This is a genomic window from Streptomyces sp. NPDC006296, from assembly GCF_040613235.1.
GTDB lineage: Bacteria > Actinomycetota > Actinomycetes > Streptomycetales > Streptomycetaceae > Streptomyces.
The window spans coordinates 256,979-277,793 of sequence record NZ_JBEXRT010000002.1 but is presented as its reverse complement, the minus strand read 5'-3'; the positions used below and the strand labels follow the sequence as shown (position 1 = coordinate 277,793).

At 73.1% G+C, this 20,815-nt stretch carries 15 protein-coding genes, 1 tRNA gene and 1 pseudogene; 9 read left to right on the top strand and 8 right to left on the bottom strand.

Annotation, left to right across the window (positions count from 1 at the left end; translation table 11 throughout):
- Positions 1-48: 48 nt before the first annotated feature.
- The 3 genes from ABZ172_RS02615 to argJ all read right to left on the bottom strand — a co-directional run bounded on the left by ABZ172_RS02615 (position 49) and on the right by argJ (position 3,755).
- Positions 49-798 carry an AfsR/SARP family transcriptional regulator gene (locus ABZ172_RS02615; protein ID WP_356879371.1) on the bottom strand — a complete coding sequence of 250 codons (750 nt, stop codon included), beginning with the start codon at positions 796-798 and terminating at the stop codon, positions 49-51.
- Positions 799-1,469: 671 nt separating this feature from the next.
- Complete coding sequence (locus ABZ172_RS02610; RefSeq protein ID WP_356879369.1) at positions 1,470-2,480, bottom strand: MBL fold metallo-hydrolase; 1,011 nt, start codon at positions 2,478-2,480, stop codon at positions 1,470-1,472.
- Positions 2,481-2,576: 96 nt separating this feature from the next.
- Positions 2,577-3,755, bottom strand: coding sequence for a bifunctional glutamate N-acetyltransferase/amino-acid acetyltransferase ArgJ (gene argJ / locus ABZ172_RS02605; RefSeq protein WP_356879367.1), 1,179 nt, complete (start codon positions 3,753-3,755; stop codon positions 2,577-2,579).
- 213 nt (positions 3,756-3,968) lie between these two features.
- On the opposite strand from argJ, the gene ABZ172_RS02600 reads away from it, so the two are divergent.
- The 6 genes from ABZ172_RS02600 (at position 3,969) to ABZ172_RS02575 (ending at position 11,768) form a co-directional block, all read left to right on the top strand.
- Positions 3,969-5,684, top strand: coding sequence for a thiamine pyrophosphate-binding protein (locus ABZ172_RS02600; RefSeq protein WP_356879365.1), 1,716 nt, complete (start codon positions 3,969-3,971; stop codon positions 5,682-5,684).
- Positions 5,684-7,216 (top strand): asparagine synthase-related protein, encoded by a 1,533-nt coding sequence (locus tag ABZ172_RS02595; RefSeq protein ID WP_356879391.1) that lies wholly within the window; start codon positions 5,684-5,686, stop codon positions 7,214-7,216. Before ABZ172_RS02600 ends, ABZ172_RS02595 begins: the two co-directional genes overlap by 1 nt.
- A gap of 56 nt (positions 7,217-7,272) precedes the next feature.
- On the top strand, positions 7,273-8,223 hold the full coding sequence (gene speB, locus ABZ172_RS02590; protein WP_356879364.1) for an agmatinase: 951 nt from the start codon (positions 7,273-7,275) through the stop codon (positions 8,221-8,223).
- The gene (gene cs1 / locus ABZ172_RS02585; RefSeq protein ID WP_356879362.1) at positions 8,220-9,194 is read left to right on the top strand and encodes a clavaminate synthase Cs1; all 975 of its coding nucleotides are present in this window, start codon (positions 8,220-8,222) and stop codon (positions 9,192-9,194) included. The genes speB and cs1 overlap by 4 nt, the downstream gene beginning before the upstream one ends.
- A 208-nt stretch (positions 9,195-9,402) precedes the next feature.
- Positions 9,403-11,064: a penicillin-binding transpeptidase domain-containing protein gene (locus tag ABZ172_RS02580; RefSeq protein ID WP_356879360.1), complete on the top strand. Its 1,662-nt coding sequence runs from the start codon at positions 9,403-9,405 to the stop codon at positions 11,062-11,064.
- A 248-nt stretch (positions 11,065-11,312) separates the two neighbouring features.
- The gene (locus ABZ172_RS02575) at positions 11,313-11,768 is read left to right on the top strand and encodes a DUF5709 domain-containing protein (protein ID WP_356879358.1); all 456 of its coding nucleotides are present in this window, start codon (positions 11,313-11,315) and stop codon (positions 11,766-11,768) included.
- Positions 11,769-11,852: 84 nt separating this feature from the next.
- Here the strand turns inward: ABZ172_RS02575 and ABZ172_RS02570 are convergent.
- Positions 11,853-11,926 (bottom strand) — tRNA-Pro (locus ABZ172_RS02570).
- Between the two features lie 48 nt (positions 11,927-11,974).
- Positions 11,975-14,632: an AAA family ATPase gene (locus tag ABZ172_RS02565; RefSeq protein WP_356879356.1), complete on the bottom strand. Its 2,658-nt coding sequence runs from the start codon at positions 14,630-14,632 to the stop codon at positions 11,975-11,977.
- Between the two features lie 106 nt (positions 14,633-14,738).
- Between ABZ172_RS02565 and ABZ172_RS02560 the strand changes: the two are divergent.
- The 3 genes and pseudogenes from ABZ172_RS02560 to ABZ172_RS02550 all read left to right on the top strand — a co-directional run.
- A pseudogene (locus ABZ172_RS02560) lies at positions 14,739-15,179 on the top strand (DUF309 domain-containing protein); the annotation flags it as partial.
- A 258-nt stretch (positions 15,180-15,437) separates the two neighbouring features.
- Entirely contained in the window at positions 15,438-15,860 is a 423-nt protein-coding gene (locus ABZ172_RS02555) for a DUF350 domain-containing protein (protein WP_356879354.1), read from the top strand.
- A gap of 61 nt (positions 15,861-15,921) precedes the next feature.
- Positions 15,922-16,320, top strand: a complete 399-nt coding sequence (locus ABZ172_RS02550; protein ID WP_356879352.1) for a hypothetical protein — start codon at positions 15,922-15,924, stop codon at positions 16,318-16,320.
- A 9-nt stretch (positions 16,321-16,329) separates the two neighbouring features.
- On the opposite strand, the gene ABZ172_RS02545 is transcribed toward ABZ172_RS02550, so the two are convergent.
- The 3 genes from ABZ172_RS02545 to ABZ172_RS02535 are packed head-to-tail and all read right to left on the bottom strand — an operon-like array spanning position 16,330 to position 20,449.
- Positions 16,330-17,601 (bottom strand): FAD-dependent oxidoreductase, encoded by a 1,272-nt coding sequence (locus ABZ172_RS02545; protein ID WP_356879350.1) that lies wholly within the window; start codon positions 17,599-17,601, stop codon positions 16,330-16,332.
- Positions 17,598-19,019, bottom strand: a complete 1,422-nt coding sequence (locus tag ABZ172_RS02540) for an FAD-dependent oxidoreductase (RefSeq protein WP_356879348.1) — start codon at positions 19,017-19,019, stop codon at positions 17,598-17,600. The genes ABZ172_RS02545 and ABZ172_RS02540 overlap by 4 nt, the downstream gene beginning before the upstream one ends.
- Complete coding sequence (locus tag ABZ172_RS02535) at positions 19,016-20,449, bottom strand: FGGY family carbohydrate kinase (protein WP_356879346.1); 1,434 nt, start codon at positions 20,447-20,449, stop codon at positions 19,016-19,018. Before ABZ172_RS02535 ends, ABZ172_RS02540 begins: the two co-directional genes overlap by 4 nt.
- Positions 20,450-20,815: the final 366 nt, after the last annotated feature.

Genomic DNA, 20,815 nt, shown 5'->3' with positions numbered 1-20,815 from the left:
CGCTCCCCGGCACCGGTGCCGGGGAGCGCGTCCGTACGGGGACCGGCGTCAGCGCCTGGCCATGCCCGGCACGGCGGAGAGCATGTCGGCGTCCTGGCGGAGGATCGCACGCTCCAGCGTGGTGAGCCGGGGGCCGGGATAGATACCGAGTTCGTCGGTCAGGGTGTTGCGCGCTCTTCGGAATACGGCGAGGGCGTCCGCCTGTCTACCGGAGAGATAGAGCGCCTGCATCAAATGGGCGTACAGCTCTTCCCTGAGCGGGTGCAGAACGATGAGGTCCGTGAGTTCCACGATGGCCTCCTCGTACTGACCCAGAATTATCTCCAGGCATATGCGCTGCTGCAGTGCGGCGACGCGCTCCTCCTCCAGCCGGGCGGCACGTGTCTGCAGCGCACTGCTCGATATCGTGGCCAGGGCGGGGCCGCGCCAGAGGGCGAGTGCCTCCTTGAGCAGGTCGAGCGCCTCCTCCAGGAGGTCCGCACGCATCAGCTTTTTTGCCGTCGCGACATTGCGCCGGAAGATATCGCTGTCGATCTCGCAGTGGGCGGGGTCCAGCTGGTAACCGGACGCCGTCGACAGGACGGTTTCCTGCGGTGCACCGACGGAGGCCAGTGACCGGCGGATCATCCAGACGCTCGTCTGCAGCTGCCCAGGGGCGGTTCGGGGTGGATTCTCGCCCCAGAGCTGGGTGATGAGTTCGGGAGTGTTGACGGTCCTGCCCGACACGAGGGCCAGGGCGGTGAGAACCCGGAGTTGCCGCTGCCCGGCGAGCGGGACCGGCGCGTTCTGGGAAATCATGGAGATCGGACCCAATATACGAATCTGCACACCGACCACTGGGGTGTCTCCCGTTCTGCCTGTCCATGACTCGCGTTCGCGCCATGAACTGCTGGATTTATGCAACGCGATGCCATGTGACACGCCGGCCCGTGAAGCTATTGCCGTGATCTTGACTGCGGCCACTACGCGCGTAGCGAGCTTCCATCCTGTCAAGTCGCGACACTAATAAGCCAACCTGCCCTCGTCAACGAGGCCTTGACGGGGGCGGCTGAAAACCGTCGCGCTGGGGACCGGAAATACGTACGTGCGGAAAATCCGCGGATAACGCGGGAGGAGCGCGGTGGCCGGTGTTCCATGATCACGCATCGCACGGAGTAATCGCCCGGAAGCCCGAATTCCGGAACGCGGCAGGTCACGAGCCCCCGGAGCGCGGGCCTGTGGCGGGCCGGGTGCACTTTGTGTGGAGCCGGGAGGTCACACGTGGGGAGAATGTGATTACCCAGCGCATCGATCCGGACCTGGCTCCGCGTCGCCAGTGGTCTACTCCAGTGATGGCGAAAACACGTGTGTCGAGAGGCCGTACGGCGCCCCCGGACGCGCCGGAATACGACGCCGCGCCCGACCCGGACACCCCCGGTGCCCGGTTGCGGCCCGTTTCCCGGATCCCTCCTGGTAAGGGCGGTGGCCGCTCAGACCGTCACCATCCCGGTGACGTCCAGGAGTTGCAGATGACGGGGGGCCAGCACCCGCGTCCCGCCGCTGCCTCCCTGACGCTCCGCCGCCCGTTCCAGCGCGGTCGCGGCATCGGAGGACGCCGTGCCGGCGATCCCGGTGGCGCCGAGCGGGGTCACCATGTCGTCGTGGTGGCAGGGCAGCAGCAGGGAGGGCGAACCCAGCGCGGCCAGCAGCCGGTCGGGGTAGCCGTGGACGGCGGCGTGCCCGCTCATCCCGATCACCGCCACGTCGGGCCGCGCGCCCGCGAGTTCGCGCTCCGCGACGTTGCTGGTGCCGGTCAGCAGGACCGACGGACCTCCCTCGACGGACACCATGAAGGCCAGCGTCTGACCCTCGACCAGGTCGCCGAGGGTGCGGGGCCGGGCCGGGACGGCGCCCCGCGTCCCGGGTGCGAAGGAGGTGTAGTCGTCCTGCCTGCTGTGCAGGCTGCGGAACACCTCCACGCTGTACCCGTCGAACTGGAGGTTCTCCCCGCCGGTCACCTGCACCACGTCCGCCATGCGGTGGGCCGGCGTCCCCATCGCCCCGAGCAGATGCCGCGACGTGGTGTCGCAGAGGGTGCGCACCCGCCGGCCGCTCCAGCCCGGCCGGGACAACAGCTGCGGCACGTCGGCCAGATGGTCGAAGTGCCCGTGGCTGATGAGGATCAGCTCGGGCACCCCTGCGAGCTCCTTCTCCGCGACATGGTCCACGGCCTCCGGGTCCAGCCGCAGCGGCAGGGCCGGATCGAGGCCGCCGTCCGCACCGGCGTACGGCATACGGCTGAGATAGGGGTCGAACAGCACGCTGCGGCCCGCGAAGGACAGCTCCCAGCCCGCGACGCCCAGCCAGCGCAGACCGAGCTCGGTGCTCTTCGCCACCCGGCGGGGGCGGGCGGCCGGCAGCGGGGCGGCGCCGCCGACCAGCAGCCCCGCCACCCCCGCACCCAGTGCACCCTGGAGTACCGACCTTCGCGACTGACCCATGCGCCACCTCGTTCACGTTGTGCTGATCACTCGTCACCCTAAGGAGCAGTGGCGGTGGAGCGGCGCATTTGAGTCAGCGGCGGGCCGGGAGGACGCTCAGGTGGTGTATTCGGAGTTCAGCCGGACGTAGCCCTCCGTCAGGTCGCAGCCGTAGACGGTGAACTCCCCGTCCCCGATGCCCAGTCCGATGCCGATCACCACCTCGCTGCCGCTCATGTGCTCGGCGACGGCGCTGCGCAGCTCGGCGTCGCCGGGGCCGCCGGCGTGCTGCGGGTAGACCGAGGTGCCGCCGAACGCGACGGTGACGTTCTCCTGGAGGATGTCGGTGTCGTCGGAGCACTTGCCGATCGCCATGGTCACCCGGCCCCAGTTGGGGTCGCTGCCGTGCACCGCGGTCTTGACCAGCGGGGAGTTGACCACGGTCTTGCCGACGCGCTTGGCCTGGGCGGTGTCCCGGGCGCCGGTGACCCGCACCTCGATCAGCTTGGCGGCGCCCTCGCCGTCGGACGCGATGTCCTTCACCAGGGCGAGCGCGACCTCGTGCAGGGCTTCCTCGAACTCCGCCGGGTCCACCGCTCCGGCCAGCCCGTTGGCGAACAGGACGGCCGTGTCGCTGGTCGACGTGTCGGTGTCGATGGACACGGCGTTGAAGGTGCGGTCCATGACCCTGCGGAAGATGCGGTCCTGCTCGTCGCGGGGCAGCTGGGCGTCGGTGGCGAAGAAGGTCAGCAGCGTCGCCATGTCGGGCTCCAGCATCCCGACCCCCTTGGCGATGCCGACGAGCGTCGCCTCGCCGCAGCGCACCCTGACCTCCTTGGGCCGGGTGTCGGTGGTCATGATGGCCCGCGCCGCACGGTCGAAGCCGCCGTCCGGGAAAGGCCACGTGAGCGTCTTGAGGTGGGCGCGGATCCGCTCCATGGGGTACTGGAGGCCGATCACACCGGTGGAGGCGATGAGCAGCTCGTCCTCGGGGACCCCGGTGACGGCCGCCACGGCGTCCCGCACCTCACGGGCATTGCTCTCGCCCTCCGCACCGGTGGCGACGTTGGCGTTCCGGGCGAGGACCACGACCCCGCGCGCCTGCCCGTCGGCCACCGCCGCCCGGCTGAGCACCACGCTCGGACCGGAGAAGCGCGACTTCGTGAACACCCCGCTGACCTGCGTGGGAACGGTCGAGGCCAGCACCGTGAAGTCGTCCCGTCCGTCGTCCGAGAGTCCCGCCGCAGCGGTGTGCACCACGAACCCCGCGGGATCCCGGTCTGTCGTACCGGTCATGATCGCCTTCTTCCCTCTGCGCTGGTTTATACGACCCATCGTATGCCTATTCATTTATCACAGGTACCGCCCGCGCAGGGCACGAACCGGTCTCCGCCTGCGCCGAAGCGCACTCCAGCGCGGTCGGATAGGCGCTGGAGAGGCGGTGGAGAGAGCGCACCGGCACGGTGACGGCATTCCGCTTCCCGTCGACATCCCTGGAGACGACGCCGTATGTCCCGTGTTTCGACCAAGCCCAGTGGCAACCCCACGGCCGCGCACGCTCTGCTCAAGCGTCTCCACGAGCATGGCGTGGAGACCGTGTTCGGTGTCGTAGGGCGCGAAGCCGCCTCCATCCTCTTCGACGAGGCACCGGGGATCGACTTCGTCCTCACCCGGCACGAGTTCACCGCCGGAGTCGCGGCCGACGTCCTGGCGCGCATCACCGGCCGACCGCAGGCCTGCTGGGCGACGCTCGGTCCCGGCATGACGAACCTCGCCACCGGTGTGGCGACCTCGATCCTGGACCGCTCGCCCGTCATCGCGCTGGCCGCCCAGTCCGAGTCGCACGACATCTTCCCGAACGACACGCACCAGTGCCTCGACTCCGTGTCCGTCATGCGCCCCATGACGAAGTACGCCGTCGAGCTCCAGCGTCCCGACGAGATCACCGACCTGGTGGACTCCGCCGTCGCCGCCGCGATGACCGAGCCGGTCGGGCCCAGCTTCATCTCGGTCCCCGTGGACCTGCTCGGTGCCGACATCGACTCCACGGTCACCCACCCCGCGGCGCACACCCCGGCCAAGCCGGTCGGTGCCGTCCACGCCGGCTGGCAGACCGCGGCCGACGAGGCCGCGGCCCTGGTCGCCGGTGCGGAGCACCCGGTGTTCGTCGTCGGTGCGGCGGCCATCAGGTCCGGCGCCGTCCCCGCGATCCGGGCCCTCGCCGAGCGCCTGGACGTCCCCGTCATCACCACGTACATCGCCAAGGGCGTCCTGCCGCACGGCCACCACCTCAACTACGGTGCGGTCACCGGGTACATGGACGGCATCCTGTCCTTCCCCGCGCTGGAGACCCTCTTCGGTCCCGCCGACGTCATCGTGACCCTCGGGTACGACTACGCCGAGGACCTGCGCCCGTCCATGTGGGACCGCGGCGGCGAGAAGAAGACGGTCCGCGTCTCCCCGACGGTGAACCCGGTCCCCCGGGTCTACCGTCCGGACGTCGACGTGGTCACCGACGTGCTGGCCTTCGTCGAGCACCTGGACACCGCCACCGCCGAGGTCGCCCGCAAGACGCCGCACGACATCGCGCCGCTCCGCGCGCGGGTCGCCGAGTTCCTGGCCGACCCCACCGAGTACGACGACGGCATGCGGGTCCACCAGGTGATGGACTCGATGAACACGGTGATGGAGGAGATCGCCGCCGCGGGTGAGGGCACGATCGTCTCCGACATCGGGTTCTTCCGGCACTACGGGGTGCTCTTCGCCCGGGCCGACCAGCCCTTCGGCTTCCTGACCTCGGCCGGCTGCTCCAGCTTCGGCTACGGCATCCCCGCGGCCATCGGCGCGCAGATGGCGCGGCCCGGCCAGCCCACCTTCCTCATCGCGGGCGACGGCGGCTTCCACTCCAACAGCGCCGACCTGGAGACGATCGCGCGGCTCAACCTGCCCATCGTGACGGTCGTCGTCAACAACGACACCAACGGGCTGATCGAGCTCTACCAGAACCTGGGTCACCAGCGCTCCCACGACCCGGCCGTCAAGTTCACCGGGGTGGACTTCACCGAGCTCGCCCGCGCCAACGGCGTGGAGGCCGTGAAGGCGGGCACGCGTGAGGACCTGCTGGCCGCTCTGCGCAAGGGAGCGGGTCTCGGCCGCCCGTTCCTGATCGAGGTCCCGGTGAACTACGACTTCACCTCCGGCGGCTTCGGTGCCCTGAGCATCTGATCATGGCACACACACTCCCCGCGGCCACGGGGTTCCTGGTCTCCGCCCGAAAGGGCGGGGACCGGGCCCCGGGGCCCGTCTTCGCGACCATGGGCGCCCACGAACCCGTGACGGAGGCCCTCCGCACCCAGACCCTCGACGCCGTCCTCGTGCACTCGGGTGCGCCCGGGGACGCCGTGGCCCGCTCGGGCGACACGGCCCTCGTCCTGGCCGGTGAGCTCTACAACAGGGAGGAGCTGCTCACCCTCCTCCCCTCCGGTAGCGACGTCGGCACGGACGCCCAGCTCGTGCTGGCGCTCCTGGGCGTCTACGACCTGCACGCGTTCCGGCTGCTCAACGGCCGGTTCGCGGCGGCCGCAGCGCTCGGCGAGCGGGTGCTGCTGGCCACCGACCACGCGGGTTCCGTCCCGCTCTACACCCTTCCGGCGCCGGGCCGCGTCCTCGCCGCCACCGAGATCAAGGCCCTCGTCCCGGCGACGGCCGGCACCTCCCCGGCCGGGCGGCCCGTCGCCGACGCGCGCCGGGTCCGTCGGGTGCCGGGGGTCCACCAGGTGCCCGCCGGCACGGTCCTGGACCTCGACGTGCGCACCGGCACCGCCGTGCCGTCCCGGACCTGGGCGCCCGCGCTGTCGCGGCGCGTCCTGTCCGAGGCCGACGCGACGGACGCCGTGCGCCGGACGCTGGAGCGGGCCGTGAAGGCCCGCACCGACGGCGCCGCACCGCTGGTGGTGCTCTCCGGAGGAATCGATTCCTCAGGCGTCGCCGCGCTCGCCGCCGCGCACACGGACGGTGCCCTGGACACGCTGTCCATGGGCACCGACACCGCGGACGAGTTCGCCGAGGCCCGCGTGGTCGCGACCCATCTGGGCTCCGCCCACCGGGAGATCACCGTGCCCACCGCGGACCTCCTCGGCCAGCTCCCGTACGCGGTCTGGGCGTCCGAGTCGGTCGACCCGGACATCATCGAGTACCTGCTGCCGCTCACCGCCCTGTACCGGGCGCTCGACGGCCCGCCCCGCCGGATACTCACCGGCTACGGGGCCGACATCCCGCTGGCCGGGATGCACCGCGAGGACCGGCTGCCCCAGCTGGACACGGCCGTGGCGTTCGACATGGCCACGTTCGACGGGCTCAACGAGATGACCCCGGTGCTCTCGGGCATCGGCGGCCACTGGTCGACCCACCCGTACTGGGACCGCGAGGTGCTGGACCTGCTGGTGCCGCTGGAGGCCGGGCTCAAGCGCCGCTACGGCCGGGACAAGTGGGTGCTGCGCGAGGCGATGAGCCCCCTCCTCCCGCAGGAGACGGTCCACCGGCCGAAGCTCGGCGTGCACGAGGGCTCGGGGACGACGTCGTCCTTCAGCCTCCTGCTGATGGACGCCGGGGTGCCGGAGGCCGACATCCACCGGGCCAAGTCACTGGTCGTGCGCGAGATCTTCGACCGGGTGGTCGTCGGAGGACTGCCGCCCGCCGAGGTGAGCACGGACGACGCGGTGCAGCAGGTGGCCGCGCGGCTGAAGGAGACCGAGTGAACCGCCCCAGACACCGCACCGGCCGGCCCCGGCCCGTCCGACAGGAAGGATGACGCGTGGAACGCGTCGACACCGCGATCTCGCCCCGTTACGCGCAGATCCCCACCTTCATGCGCCTGCCGCACGACCCGAACCCCAGCGGGCGCGACGTGGTCGTCATCGGTGCCCCGTACGACGGCGGCACCAGCTACCGGCCGGGAGCCCGGTTCGGCCCGCGGGCCATCCGCAACGAATCCGGTCTGATCCACGGGGTCGGCATCGACCGGGGGCCCGGCACCTTCGAGCTCATCGACTGCGTGGACGGCGGGGACATCGACCTCACCCCGTTCAACATGCACATCGCCATGGAGACGGCGCACCGTCATCTGCGCGGCCTCCTGGAGGACAACGCCGCCTTCCTGATGCTCGGCGGCGACCACTCGCTCACCCTGGCCGCGCTGCGTGCCGTGGCCGAGCAGCACGGCCCGGTCGCCGTGGTGCACCTGGACGCGCACTCCGACACCAACCCGGCCTTCTACGGCGGGGAGTTCCACCACGGGACCCCCTTCCGGCACGGCATCGACGAGGGGATCATCGACCCCGCCCGCACCGTCCAGATCGGCATCCGGGGCCACAACCCCCGGCCGGACTCGCTGGACTACGCCCGGGGCAAGGGGGTGCGGGTCGTCACGACGGACGAGTTCGTGGAGACCGGTGTCGCCGGGACCCACGCCCTCATCCAGGAACTCATCGGCGACCGCCCGGTCTACGTGTCGGTCGACGTCGACGTGGCCGATCCGGCGTTCGCCCCGGGGACCGGTACCCCCGCGCCCGGCGGGCTCTCCTCCCGCGAGGTCCTGGCCCTGCTGCGCTGCGTGGGCGAGCTGCGCCCGGTCGGCTTCGACGTCATGGAGGTCTCGCCCCTCTACGACCACGCGGGGATCACCTCCGTCCTGGCGACCGAGATCGGTGCCGAACTGCTCTACCAGTACGCCCGTGCTCACATCAAAGGAAGGAACGACGCGTGACCGTCATCGACTGCTCCTCTTACCGCGACGAACTCCTGGAACTCGCCGCGCGCCTGCCGGCGGTGCCGCGTGAGGACCTCCCGGCCTTCCTGGAGGCGGCGAAGGCGGCGTCCGGGGATCTGCCGGCCGCCCTCGCCGAAGCGCTGGACTCCTTCAACCACTCGGGCAACGAGGACGGTTACCTGCTGCTGCGGGGCCTGCCCGTGGAGCAGGAGGACGCGCTCCCCCGCACCCCGGAGAGCACACCGGCGCCGGTGGAGCGCCCCCTGCTCACCATGGAGGCGATGCTCGGCATCGTGGGCCGCCGGCTCGGTCTGCACACCGGCTACCAGGAGCTGCGCAGCGGCACCGTGTACCACGACGTGTACCCCTCGCCCGGCGCGCACCACCTGTCCTCGGAGACCTCCGAGACCCTGCTGGAGTTCCACACGGAGATGGCGTACCACCAGCTCCAGCCCAACTACGTGATGCTCGCCTGCTCGCGTGCCGACCACGAGCGCAGGGCCGCGACCCTGGTCGGCTCGATACGCAAGGCCCTGCCGCTGGTCCCGGAGGGCTTCCGGAGCCACCTCTTCGACCGCAAGGTGCCCTGCTGCGTCGACGTCGCCTTCCGCGGCGGTGTGGAGGACCCGGGCGCGATCGCCGAGGTGAAGCCGCTGTACGGTGACGCCGCCGACCCGCTGCTCGGCTACGACCGCGAGCTGCTGGCCCCCGAGGACCCCCGGGACGTCGAGGCCGTGGAGTCGCTGTCCAAGGCGCTGGACGAGGTCACCGAGGCCGTGCACCTGGTCCCCGGTGACGTGCTGATCGTCGACAACTTCCGTACGACGCACGCGCGTACGCCCTTCACCCCGCGCTGGGACGGGGCGGACCGGTGGCTGCACCGCGTCTACATCCGCACCGACCGCTTCGGGCAGCTCTCCGGCGGGGAGCACGCGGGCGACGTGGTCTCGTTCACTCCGCGCGGCTGACCGGCTCGCACGGCCCGGCGGGCCGGTGGCGCTCCCCCACGGCGGGGCGCCACCGGCCCGCCGTCGTGCTGCCCGCTCTCGGATCACTCTCCCGCCGCTCTCCGGGGGGACCGGTCCCGGCGTTCACCGGTTAGCGTGTCGGGAATGGCGGCCGGCGGCGGTCCGGCCGCGGCTGAGGTATCCGCAGCAGACGAGGAGACATCGCCCCGTGTCCGATCCCACCTTGCAGCAGATGGCACGTCATGACCGCGGGGGCCGGCACGGCCGGCGCCGGGGACCGGTCCTGGGTGTGGCGGTGGCCGTCGTCGTGGCGGCGGGCGCGGGATGGTGGGGCTACCGTGCGTGGTCCGGGGACGGGTCGGAGCGTGACCCCGAGGTGGTCGCGGCGACGGCACGGCTCCAGTCGTTCCTCGACGCGTGGGCGGCGGGCGAGCCCGCGAAGGCCGCGGCGCTGTCCGACTCGCCCGAGAACGCCGAGTCGCTGCTGACCTCGGTGACGACCAATCTGAAACCCACCGGGGCGAAGCTGTCGGCGGGCGACGGGAAGAAGAACGACAAGGGTGAGGTCGTCGTCCCCTTCACCGCGCGCTTCACGGTGCCCGCCGTCGGCACGTTCGGCTACGAGTCCGAGGCGACCCTGGTCGAGAAGGCGGACCGTTGGACCGTGAAGTTCGACTCCCCGACGATCCATCCGCGGCTGGAGCCCGGCAAGACGCTCGCACTGAAGGCGGTGGCGAAACGTGCCGCCGTCCTCGACACGAACGGCGACGAACTGCAGGCCGCCTCCCTCCGCGGCTCGGTCGACGAGCAGGGCAAGGGGACCTTCGGCCTGGAGGCGCGCTACGACAAGCAGCTGCGCGGCGGCGGGGGCGAGGCCACCAGTGAGGTGGTGATCGCCGACCGGCAGTCCGGTGAGGCCGAGGCCTCGCTGACCAAGAGCTCCGCCGAGCCGGGCGAACCGGTGCGGACCACCATCGACCCGAAGGTCCAGGGCGCCGCCGCGGCGGCCATGGAGGGGCTGAAGGTGAACGCGGCGCTGATCGCCGTGGAGCCGTCGACGGGGAACGTCCTGGCGGTCTCGAACCGTCCGGCGGGCGGGCTGAACCGCGCCCTCGCAGGGCAGTACCCGCCCGGCTCGACCTTCAAGGTGGTCACGGCGGCGGCGATGCTGAAGGCGGGCGTGAAGCCCTCGGACGTGATGGCGTGCCCCAAGTTCGCCCATGTGGACGGACAGCGGTTCGAGAACCAGAACCAGTTCACCCTGCCGGCCGGCTCGACCTTCAAGGACTCCTTCGCGAAGTCCTGCAACACCATGTTCGTGGAGAACCGGGCCAAGGTGGGCGGCTCCGCCCTGCACGACGCGGCGGAGGCCTTCGGGATCGGCGGCGTGTGGGACGTCGGGGACACGTCGTACGACGGCTCGGTCCCGGTGAGCACGTCGGACAACGACCTCGCCGCCTCCACCATCGGCCAGGCCCGGGTGCAGGCCTCGCCCCTGGTGATGGCGTCGATCGCGGCCACGGTGAAGGAGGGGACCTTCAAGCAGCCGGTGCTGGTGCCCGAGGCGGTCAAGAAGAAGCACGAGGCGGCCGTACCGCTCGACCCGGCGGTGACGAACGACCTGCGCGACATGATGCGGGCGACGGTCACGTACGGCGCGGGCAGCGCCCTGACCGGCATCCCGGGAGAACCGCACGCCAAGACCGGCACGGCCGAGTTCGGCGAGGAGAAGCCCCCGCGCACCCACGCCTGGATGATCGGCTACCAGGGCGGCAGCGACCTGGCCTGGTGCGTGATGCTGGAGGACGGCGGTTCCGGCGGCGCCGACGCCGGGCCGGTGGCGGCGAAGTTCCTGAAGAACCTCACCTGACCCGGTCCGCCCCGGCAGGGACCTCCTGATCCGTCCGGTGCCCGCGCCGGGCCCGCTCCGGCACGGGCACCGGACGTTCCCGGTCGCCGCGCGCCGTGAGGGGCCATAGGCTGCCCCGACACGGTGCGACCAGGGCTTCCGTCCATACGGGCGGCCCGGGCGGCGTGCCCCCGGGCGGACGGCCGAGACCGTGGCACGCCCGTACGGGTGACGGCGGACAGGGCACCACCGAGGGAAGGAGCGGCCCGATGCCGGACGAAGGACGCGGGGACGACGTCTACCAGCCGGACGGATCGGACGACCGGCCGACGGACGAGCTGGATCCCGAGAACGTCATCGACGAGCCCGACCTCGACGCCACCCTCGACACCGGCTACTCCCCGCCGGAGAAGCCGCTGGGCGTCACCCAGTACGGCACCACCGCCGAGGAACAGCGGGAGGGCGAATCCCTCGACCGGCGCCTCGCACGGGAGGTGCCCGAGGACGACCCCCTGCTGGTGGAGGAGGCCCACGAGGCCCCGGAGGACAACGGTCCCGAGGAGGACGACGCCGGCGACGCACGCGCCGGACGTCTCGCCGTCACCGACGAGGAACCCGGCGCCGCACGGAACAACAGGACGCTGGGCCACGACGTCGGCATCGACGGAGGCGGCGCCTCCGCGGAGGAGGCGGCCCTCCACATCCAGGAGGACGACGAGGTCTGACGCGGCCCGGGTCCTGGACGGTCCACGGGGCGTACGCCAGAGGGTCCGCCGGATTCCTCCGGCGGACCCTCTGGTCGTCTTCTGTCGGGACGACAGGATTTGAACCTGCGACCCCTTGACCCCCAGTCAAGTGCGCTACCAAGCTGCGCCACGTCCCGATGCGGTTCCTCCCGGTGTCCGGGCGGCCTCGCAGGACAAACATTACCTCACTCGGAGGACCGGATCGACGCGCGCAGCTGCTGGGCGCGGGCGGCCAGTCCCTCCGCGCCGCAGGCGGTGGCCAGCTTCTGGGCGCGGGCGATCTCGCGGTGCGAGCGGAGCGCCGTGCCGTACTCCAGGCGCGCGAGCGCGTGCTCGTAGGCGGAGGAGGAGGCCTCCAGGTGGCGTACCGAGTCGGACAGCAGCTGGACGGCCTCCTCCTCGGGGGCGAACAGGGCCAGGCAGCGCAGGGCCTCGCCGATCGCGGTGTCCGTGCCGAAGCGTTCCGCGTGGACGCGGGCCCGGGTGGCCAGCTGGGCGGCCCTGACCGGGTCGGTGTCGGCGAGGGCGCGGGCGAGGTCGCCGGCCCAGGGCGCCCAGACGCCGTTGAAACGGCCACGGGGCTCCAGCGCCGCTCCCGCCGACTCCAGCTCGGCGATCGCCTCCTCCGTGCGGCCCTCGGCCAGGAGCAGCCGGCCGCGTACGCACGGGGCGTCCGGCAGGACCATCGCACTGGGGTAGGGCGGGCCGAAGCTGTAGCGGTCGGCGACCAGGCGGGCATCCGCCGTCCGGCCGCGGGCGAGCAGGGTGTCGACGAGGAGGCAGGCGGCGTCCCAGTGGACGGGCAGTCCGCTGCCGGCCCGGTCCGCGAGGCGGAGCCCCTCGCGCAGGAAGCCCTCGGCTTCGGCGAGCCGGCCGCGCCGGCGGTGCACGAGCCCCAGCAGGGTGTGCGCGAAGGCGAGGTGCGCGCCGCTCCAGCCGGAGATCTCGAAGGCGCGCACGGCCTCGCCGAACAGCGTCTCGGCCCGGTCGAGCTGGTCGGTGAACGCGTAGGTGATGCCGACCATCGCGGGGAGCTCGAAGCCCCACTCGGAGTCGGTCCAGCCCAGTCCGCGGGCCGGGCGCCCGTCCACCAGGGCCCGTTCGCAGAAGTCGACGACCTGCTGGGCGTTCTCGCCGCGCAGCATCGCGTCGAAGGCGCGCAGGGTGAGCAGGGCGCGCTCGGCGTTGTCGCGGCCCTTGAGGTGGTCCGCGTTGCGGGCGAGCCGGGCCGACCGCGCGGGGCCGTCGTCCTCGGCGGCCTGCATGCCCTCCCAGAGGAAGTGCGCGGCCTGGAGCCGCATCAGGCCGGGGCCGGGCGCGGTGCGTGACGCCTCGGCCGCCAGCGAGAGCGCCGCGTCCTTCAACTGGTTGTTGTGGGACAGGGCGGAGGCGAGCCGGAAGGTGGCGTCGATCCGGAGCGGCCCGTCGAGGCCGGGTGTGTCGAGCGCGGCGCGCAGGTGCTGCACCGTGGTGGCGGGCGAGGAGAGCAGGGTGGCGCAGCCGAGTTCGTAGAGGAGTGCCGCCCGGTCGCGGGGGCGCGGCGGCTCGTCCAGGGCGCGTTCCAGGCAGCGCCTGGCGGCTTCCGGGGCGCCGACGGCGAGGTGCTGGCGGGCCGCCTCGCGGAGCTGTGCGACGAGTTCCTGGTCATCGTCCGGATGGACCTCGAGCAGGTGGCGGGAGGCTGCGGCGGCGCCGAGTCCGGCCTGGGTGATCGCCCAGGCGGCCCGGCCGTGCATGGCGGTGCGGGTGGCGGGCGGGATCGAGCGGTAGACGGCGCTGGCGATCAGCGGGTGGACGAACTCCAGGGGGTCGAAGCCGCTGACGATCCGGGCGTCCCGCAGCCGTGCCGTGCAGTCGGCGGCCTCGGCGGAGCTCATGCCGGCCAGGGTCGCGGCGAGTTCCTGGGAGATCTCGGTGCCGAGGACGGCCGCCGCCCACGCGAACCGGTTGGCGTTGGTGCCGAGGCGTTCGAGCCGGGCGACGAGTCCGCTGCCGCGGGCCGACGCGCCGAGTTCGCGCAGCAGGCCGGCGGACTCCTCCACCGGGGTCAGTGCGCGGTCCTGTGCCTTGGCGACGAGCTCGACCGCTTCGTACGGGTTGCCGCCGGTGACGGCCCAGACCTCGCGGCAGAAGGGGTCGTCCGCGTGGTCGCCGAGGCCGGCCCGGACGAGTTCGGCCGTGGCCTCGGGGGTGAGCGCCCGCAGCGCCACCCGTATGAGCGCGGGGTGGCCCGCGGTGCCGGTGTCCTGCGCGCCGCGGGCGACGGCCCAGTCGGCGTCCCGGTCGGCGAGTTCCTGGGGGCGGTGCGCCTGGACGACGAGCACGGGGAGTTCGGACAGCCGGGCGGTGAAGCCGGCGAGCCAGGCGAGGGATTCGCCGTCGGCCCAGTGCGCGTCGTCCAGTATGAGGAGCAGCGGCCGGTGGCTGAGGCGGGAGGCGAGCCGGGAGACCACGTAGTCGAGGCCGTCCCGGACACCCTGGGGGTCGGGCTGCGGTCCGCTGGGATCGGCCAGGCCGAGGGCGGGCGCGGCGATCTCGAACCAGTCGCCGAACAGCGCGCGGGTCTCGTCCGCGGGGAAGCGGTCCAGTGCGGGCTGGAGCAGCTGGCGCACGACGTGGAAGGGCACCGAGGTGACCGTCTCGCCGCCGCGGGCCGACCACACGGTGCAGCGGTCGGCGGCCATGGCCCGGATCTCCGCGAGCAGCGCCGTCTTGCCGATGCCGGCCTCACCGCTGAAGACCAACAGCCCGCCCGCCGCCTGCCCGCCGCACAGAGCGTCCAACGCCTTCGCGGCGGCGGCGAGTTCAGGTTCGCGCTCGTACAACGGCCGGGACGGCTGCATGCCTCCCCTTCCCAGGGTGGTTGCGGAGAGAACGAGCCTATCCGCGCGCGGGGGCCCTCGGACAGGGTTCCGGCCGTTCTCCGCAGGTGCGAGGCACAATCGGAGGGTGGACGAACCTCGCAGGGACCGCGACGCGGAGGGCAGGGCGCGCAACGCGCGCCCCAGGGACGGGCTCGGGCGCCCCTTGCCGTACGGCAGCCCGGGGGTGGAGCGGCAGCCCGAGGGAGTGGTCCGCTCCCCCGGCGAGACGGTGCGCGAGGCGCAGCGGCTGCTGGACGCGGGCATGCCGTTCCACGCCCACGAGGTGTTCGAGGACGCCTGGAAGTCGGGGCCGGCCGCGGACCGCGGGCTGTGGCGCGGCCTGGCCCAGATGGCGGTGGGGCTGACCCATGCGGCGCGGGGCAACACCGCGGGCGGGGCACGGCTGTTGAGGCGGGGCGCGACGGCCGTGGAGGGCCTCCGCGGGTCGGATCCGTACGGCATCGGGGTGACCGGGCTGATCGACTGGGCGCGGGAGCTGGCGGGCCGGGTGGACCCCTCCGGGCCCGAGCGGTCCGGGGAGGGCGCGGCGGTGCGGTCCGGGAGCCACGGGGCGCGGCGGGGGCGCGCCGGGAGTCCGGGCGAGGAGGGCGCGCCCCGGGCCGTCGACCCGGCGGTGGAGGCGCCCCGGCTGCGGCGGGAGAACCGGGCCGGTGGGTGAGCACCCGCATGCGATAGGTTTTGCTCCTTCTTGACGGCTCGTCGATCGTGTCCGTCACGTACCTGCTCCATTCCTCGACCACTCGCTCAGGAGACGGACGCCCCGATGACGGACATCATCAACGGCCTCGGCCGTGCCACCGCGTACGGGGCCCTCGGCGTCGTACTGCTCGTTCTCGGCATATTTCTGATCGACGCCCTGACCCCGGGCAAGCTCGGCCGGCAGATATGGGAGGAGCGCAACCGCAACGCGGCGCTGCTCCTCAGCTCGGCGCTGCTCGGGATCGGCGGCATCGTGTTCACGTCGATCTGGACGACGTACGAGGACTTCGGCAAGGGGCTCGTCTCGACGGCGGCGTTCGGGCTGCTCGGCCTGGTCATGATGGCGGTGGCGTTCCTCGTCGTGGACCTGGTGACGCCCGGGAAGCTGGGGGCCACGCTGGTGGAGCGGGAGCCCCACCCGGCGGTGTGGGTGACGGCCTCCTGCAATCTCGCGGTGTCGGCCGTCGTGTCGGCGTCGATCGCCTGACCTTCGCGCGATCGGACGGTCCGCCGCACCTCACGGCGCGCAGCCGTTACGATCCGGCGTCATGAGCACTTCTGACCAGGACCAGGACCAGCGCGAGGACCGGCGCGACGACCGGCGGGACGACCGGCGGGACGACCGGGAGACGCAGGAGGAGGGGCCGCAGCCGGATCCGGGCGGGACCCCCGGGGCCGACGCGCAGGAGCACAGACTCACGCCCCGCCAGGCCCGGCGGCTGCGGATCGTCCTCTCCTCGGTGGGCATGGCGGCGATGGCCGTCGTCCTGGCCCTGCGGATAGCCAGCCGCTCCTCGGTCCTGGTCGTCGGGGTGTACGGGCTCGCGCTCATCCTGTGCGGCGTGGTGATCGAGCTCAGCAGGAACGGTCGCACCCGGCTCGGCAGCTGGCTGCTGGGGGTCGGACTGGTGGCGGCCGTCGGCGCGGACTGGCTGCTCATCCCCTGAACCCGTCCGTCACAGGGCGCTGATCCGCACGGCCGAGCCGTCCGGGTCGACGCGGTCGGCCCAGTCCGCCGCCAGACGGAACGGCCGGCCGGGGACCGCGGCGGACAGCAGCCGGCGCCGGTGCAGCTCCCGGCCGTCCTGCGACACCACGAGCAGCGGACGGGACAGCCGCACGGCGGTGCGCAGCACGAACCGGTCCCCGGGCGGGCGGGCGCCGTCCGGTCCGGTCACGTTGGGGGCGATCCACCGCAGGGGTGCGTCGACGACCAGCCGCCGTCCGCCGCCCGCCGGTTCCTCGGTGCCGGCCAGGCGGTGCAGTACGGACACCGCCACGGCCCGGCCCTCCTGGGCCGCGTGGCCCGCGCGTTCGACGGCGTGCAGCAGGTTCCCGACCGCGAAGACCCCCGGCTGCGAGGTGCGGTACGCGGCGTCGTACGCGGGTCCCCGGGTGCCGGGGTCGAGGAGGATCCCGCCGCGCCTGGCCAGTTCGTGGTCGGGGACGAAGTCGCCGGTCAGTACGACGGTGTCGCAGCGAAGGGTGGTGGTGCGGCCGTCGTCGTGCCGCAGGCCGACGCCGGACAGCCGTGTCCTGCCGGTGAGTTCCGTGACGGTGGCGCCGGTGAGCACCGGGGTGCGGGTGCTCCGCGGCCGGAGGGCGGTGGCGGGGCGGTCGGTGACCACGGCGACGACGTGGACGCCCGCGGCGCGCAGGGTGGCGACCGCCGCGTGGCCGACGGGCTCGTCGCCGACGACGACCGCCCTGGTGCCGATCCGCTGCCCGTACAGATGGACGGCCTGCTGGAGTTCGCCGGTGGTGTAGACGCCGGGCGGCCGGGTGCCGGGGACCAGCCGGGCGCTGCGCGGACGTTCCCGGGCGCCGGTGGCGAGGACCACGGCCCGGGCGGTGATCCGTTCGAGTCCCGCGGGTCCTGTGGTCTCCAGGGTCCGGGGTCCCGCCCAGCCGGTGGCGGTGACTCCGGTCCGCAGGGCCGCGCCGGCCGCCACGGCCGCGGCCACGCCCCGCCGGGCGTAGGCGGGGCCGGTCGTGCCGCGCGGTGTGGGGGCGGACCGGGCCGCCGACGACCACGCGTACGCGGTCCGGTCGAGCACTCCGCCGAATCCGCCGTGGTGGCAGTGGCGGGGGATCCCGCCCGCCTGCTGCTCGCGTTCCAGGATCTCCACCCGGCCCGCGCCGGCTGCGGCGAGCTCGGCACCGGCCGCGAGGCCCGCGGGCCCGGCGCCGACGATCAGGACGTCCACCTCGCGCGGCTTCCCGGTCACGGTCGTTCCTCCTCGAAGAGGGCGCGTACGGCGGCGCCGCAGTAGAAGCCCTGGCAGCGCCCGCCGCGTGCGCGGGTGCGGCGCCGCAGGCCGTCCGTGGAGCACGGCGGGATCGTCGAGGCCAGGGCGTCCCGGATCTCGCCCAGGGTGACCTGCTCGCAGTGGCACACGAGGGTGCCGTACGCCGGGTCCTCGGCGATCCGGCCGGCGTCGCGGTAGGGCCGGGGGAAGGCGTCGCCCAGGTTGGGCATGGTCAGGGGCGGGAGCTCGCCCGGTTCGGCGAGGCCGAGACCGAGGTCCGCGAGGAGTCCGACGACGTGGCGTCCGATCGCCATGGACGCGGTGAGGCCGGTGGAGCGGATGCCGCCGACGGCGACGTAGCGCAGGCCGGGGTACTCCTGGATGCGGTAGTCCTCCTGCCCGGTGGCGGCGCGCAGTCCGGCGTAGACCGCGGTGACCTCCTCGTCGAGGAGCTCGGGGACGATCCGGCGGCCCTTCTCCCGCAGGAGGCTGATCCCGTCGGCCGTGGAGCCGGTGGCGGTCTTGTCGTCGAGGTCCTCGGCGGTGGGTCCGAGCAGGACGTTGCCGAACACGGTCGGTGCGACCAGGACGCCCTTGCCGGCGGGGCCGGGGACCGGCAGCAGGATGTGGCCGACGAGCGGCCGGGCGAGCTTGTCGAACACGACGAGCTGCCCGCGGCGGGGGGTCACGGTGAACACGTCGTGGCCGAGGAGCCGGTCGATCTCGTCGGCGTGCAGTCCGGCGGCGTTGACGAGGTAGCGGGTGCGCAGGGGGCCGCGCGAGGTGGCGAGGGTGTGGCCGTCGGCGTCGGCGGTGATGTCCTGCACCCGGCAGTTCAGGTGCAGGTGGACACCGGCGCGGACCGCCTGGGTGGCGAAGGCCAGCGGGGTGGTCCAGGGGCAGATGATGCTCTCGTCGGGGACGTCGAGCGCGCCGAGCGCCCCGGGGCCCAGGTGCGGTTCGCGGGCCCGCAGTTCGTCGGCGCCGATGAGGCGGGAGGCGTGGTAGCCGTTGCGCACGGCCTTGTCCCGCAGGCCGGGGAGCGCGGCGAGCTGGTCCTCGTCCCAGGCGACCAGGAGCGCTCCGACGCGTTCGACCGGGATGCCGGTCTCGGCGGCGTAGGCGGCGAGGAGGTCACGGCCCTCGCGCACCAGCCGGGCCTCCAGCGATCCGGGTACGGCGTCGAAGCCGGTGTGCAGGATCGCGGTGTTGGCCTTCGAGGTGCCCGCGCCGATGTCGTCGGCCGCGTCGATCAGGGCCGTGCGCAGCCGGTGGCGGGCGAGCTCGCGGGCGACGGCCGCGCCCACCACGCCCGCGCCCACGACGGTGACGTCGTAGGCGTGCTCCGCGTCCCCGGCCGGGGACAGGGGGCCGGCGGTGGTGAGGGTGACGGTCACGCGCGCTCCAGCAGGCTGTCCACCGCGGCGCGGAAGCGTGCGAGTCGCTCCGCGGCCTCCTCGGGGCCGATGCGCGGTTCGTACACGGCGGAGGGGCGCCACGGCGGTGTCGCCCGGCTCGGCGGCAGGCCCGGGTCGAGTCCGAGCGCGGCCACCGCGCCGGCGCCCAGCGCGGTCGCGTCGGGCAGCGCCGAGACCTCGACCGGCCGTTGCAGCAGATCCGCCTGGGTCTGCATGAGCAGGGCGGAGCGGGTCAGTCCGCCGTCGACGCGGAGCGTGGTCAGCGGGGCGCCGAGGTCGGACGCGACCGCGTCGGCCAGGGCGACGACCTGGGCGGCGATGCCCTCGCACAGGGCCCGGACCAGGTGGCCCGCGGTGGTGTCGAGGCCGAGGCCGGTCACGGAGCCGCGCAGCTCGCTGCGCCACCAGGGCGCGGCGAGGCCGGCCAGCGCCGGCACGAAGGTGACGCCCGCGGTGTCGTGGACGGTGGCCCCCACCGGGTCGAGGTCCGCGGCTCCGGAGATCACCCCGAGATCGGTGAGCCAGCGCACGGCCGAGGCGGCCGTGTAGACCTGGCCGTCGAGGCAGTAGGCGGTCCGTCCGCCGAACCGCCAGGCGACGCAGCTGACCAGTCCGGAGGAGCCGGTGCTCGGCCGGTCACCGGTCTGGGCGAGCAGGAACGCACCGGTGCCGTACGTGCATTTGGCCTGGCCGGGTTCGAGGGCGTTCTGCGCCAGCAGTGCGGCCTGCTGGTCGACGATGAGGCCGGTCAGCGGGATCTCGCCGCCGAACGCGGTGGTGGTGCCGACCGGTCCGGCGCAGTCGACGACGGCGGGCAGCCGCTCGTCGGCCAGTCCGAAGATCTCCAGGGCGGCGGGCGACCAGTCCACGTCGTGGAGGCCGAGCAGCTGGGTGCGTCCCGCGGTGGCGGCGTCGGTGACGAAGGCCCCGGTCAGCCGGTGGACGAGCCAGGAGTCGCTGGTGGTCACCACGCCCTCCCGGGTCAGCTCGCGGCGGATCCACGCCATCTTGGGCGCGGCGAAGTACGGGTCGAGCGGGAGTCCGGTGAGCCGCTTCAGCTCGTCCCCGTGCGCCGAGAGGCCCGCGCAGAGGTCTTCCGCGCGCCGGTCCTGCCAGACCACGGCGTCGGTGAGCGGCCGCCCGGTCGCGGGGTCCCAGGCCAGCACGGTCTCGCCCTGGTTGGCGAGGCCGACGGCCGCCACGGGTTCGGCGGCGTCCGCCACCGCCTGCCGTCCGGCGTCCAGGACCGACCCGATCAGCTCGGCGGGATCGGCCTCCACCAGTCCCCCGGGGCCGTAGCGCGGACGTACCGGCGCGAAACCGGAACCGATCACCCCGCGTTCGGGGCAGACCACCCGTGCCTTGGTCCCGGATGTCCCCTGGTCGATGGCGAGTACCGGCCCTGTCAATCGACGCTCCAGCCGTGCGGACCGCCCTGACCCGGGCGGATTCGTGATCATCTGCTCCCTGTGCCCACAGTCGTGCAGACCAGGCCTCGCGTCAACCCCGGCCGGAACTTCCTGTCCGGACCCGCTCGGGATCATCAACGTCCGGTGCGAGCACGCTACTTGAGTAAGATCCGCAGAGTCACCGGACGGTGGGCGCCGAGCGCTCTACACTCTGCGCCGAGTGGACAACCGGACGATGACCACCGGCGGTTCCCGACCGAACGGCCCGACCCCCCACGTTCTTGAGGATCCATGACGAGAAGAAACAGCGCCGCGCCGTCGTGCCCGGCTCACCGTCCCATCCCCACCCCGCGTTCAGGGGCGGGG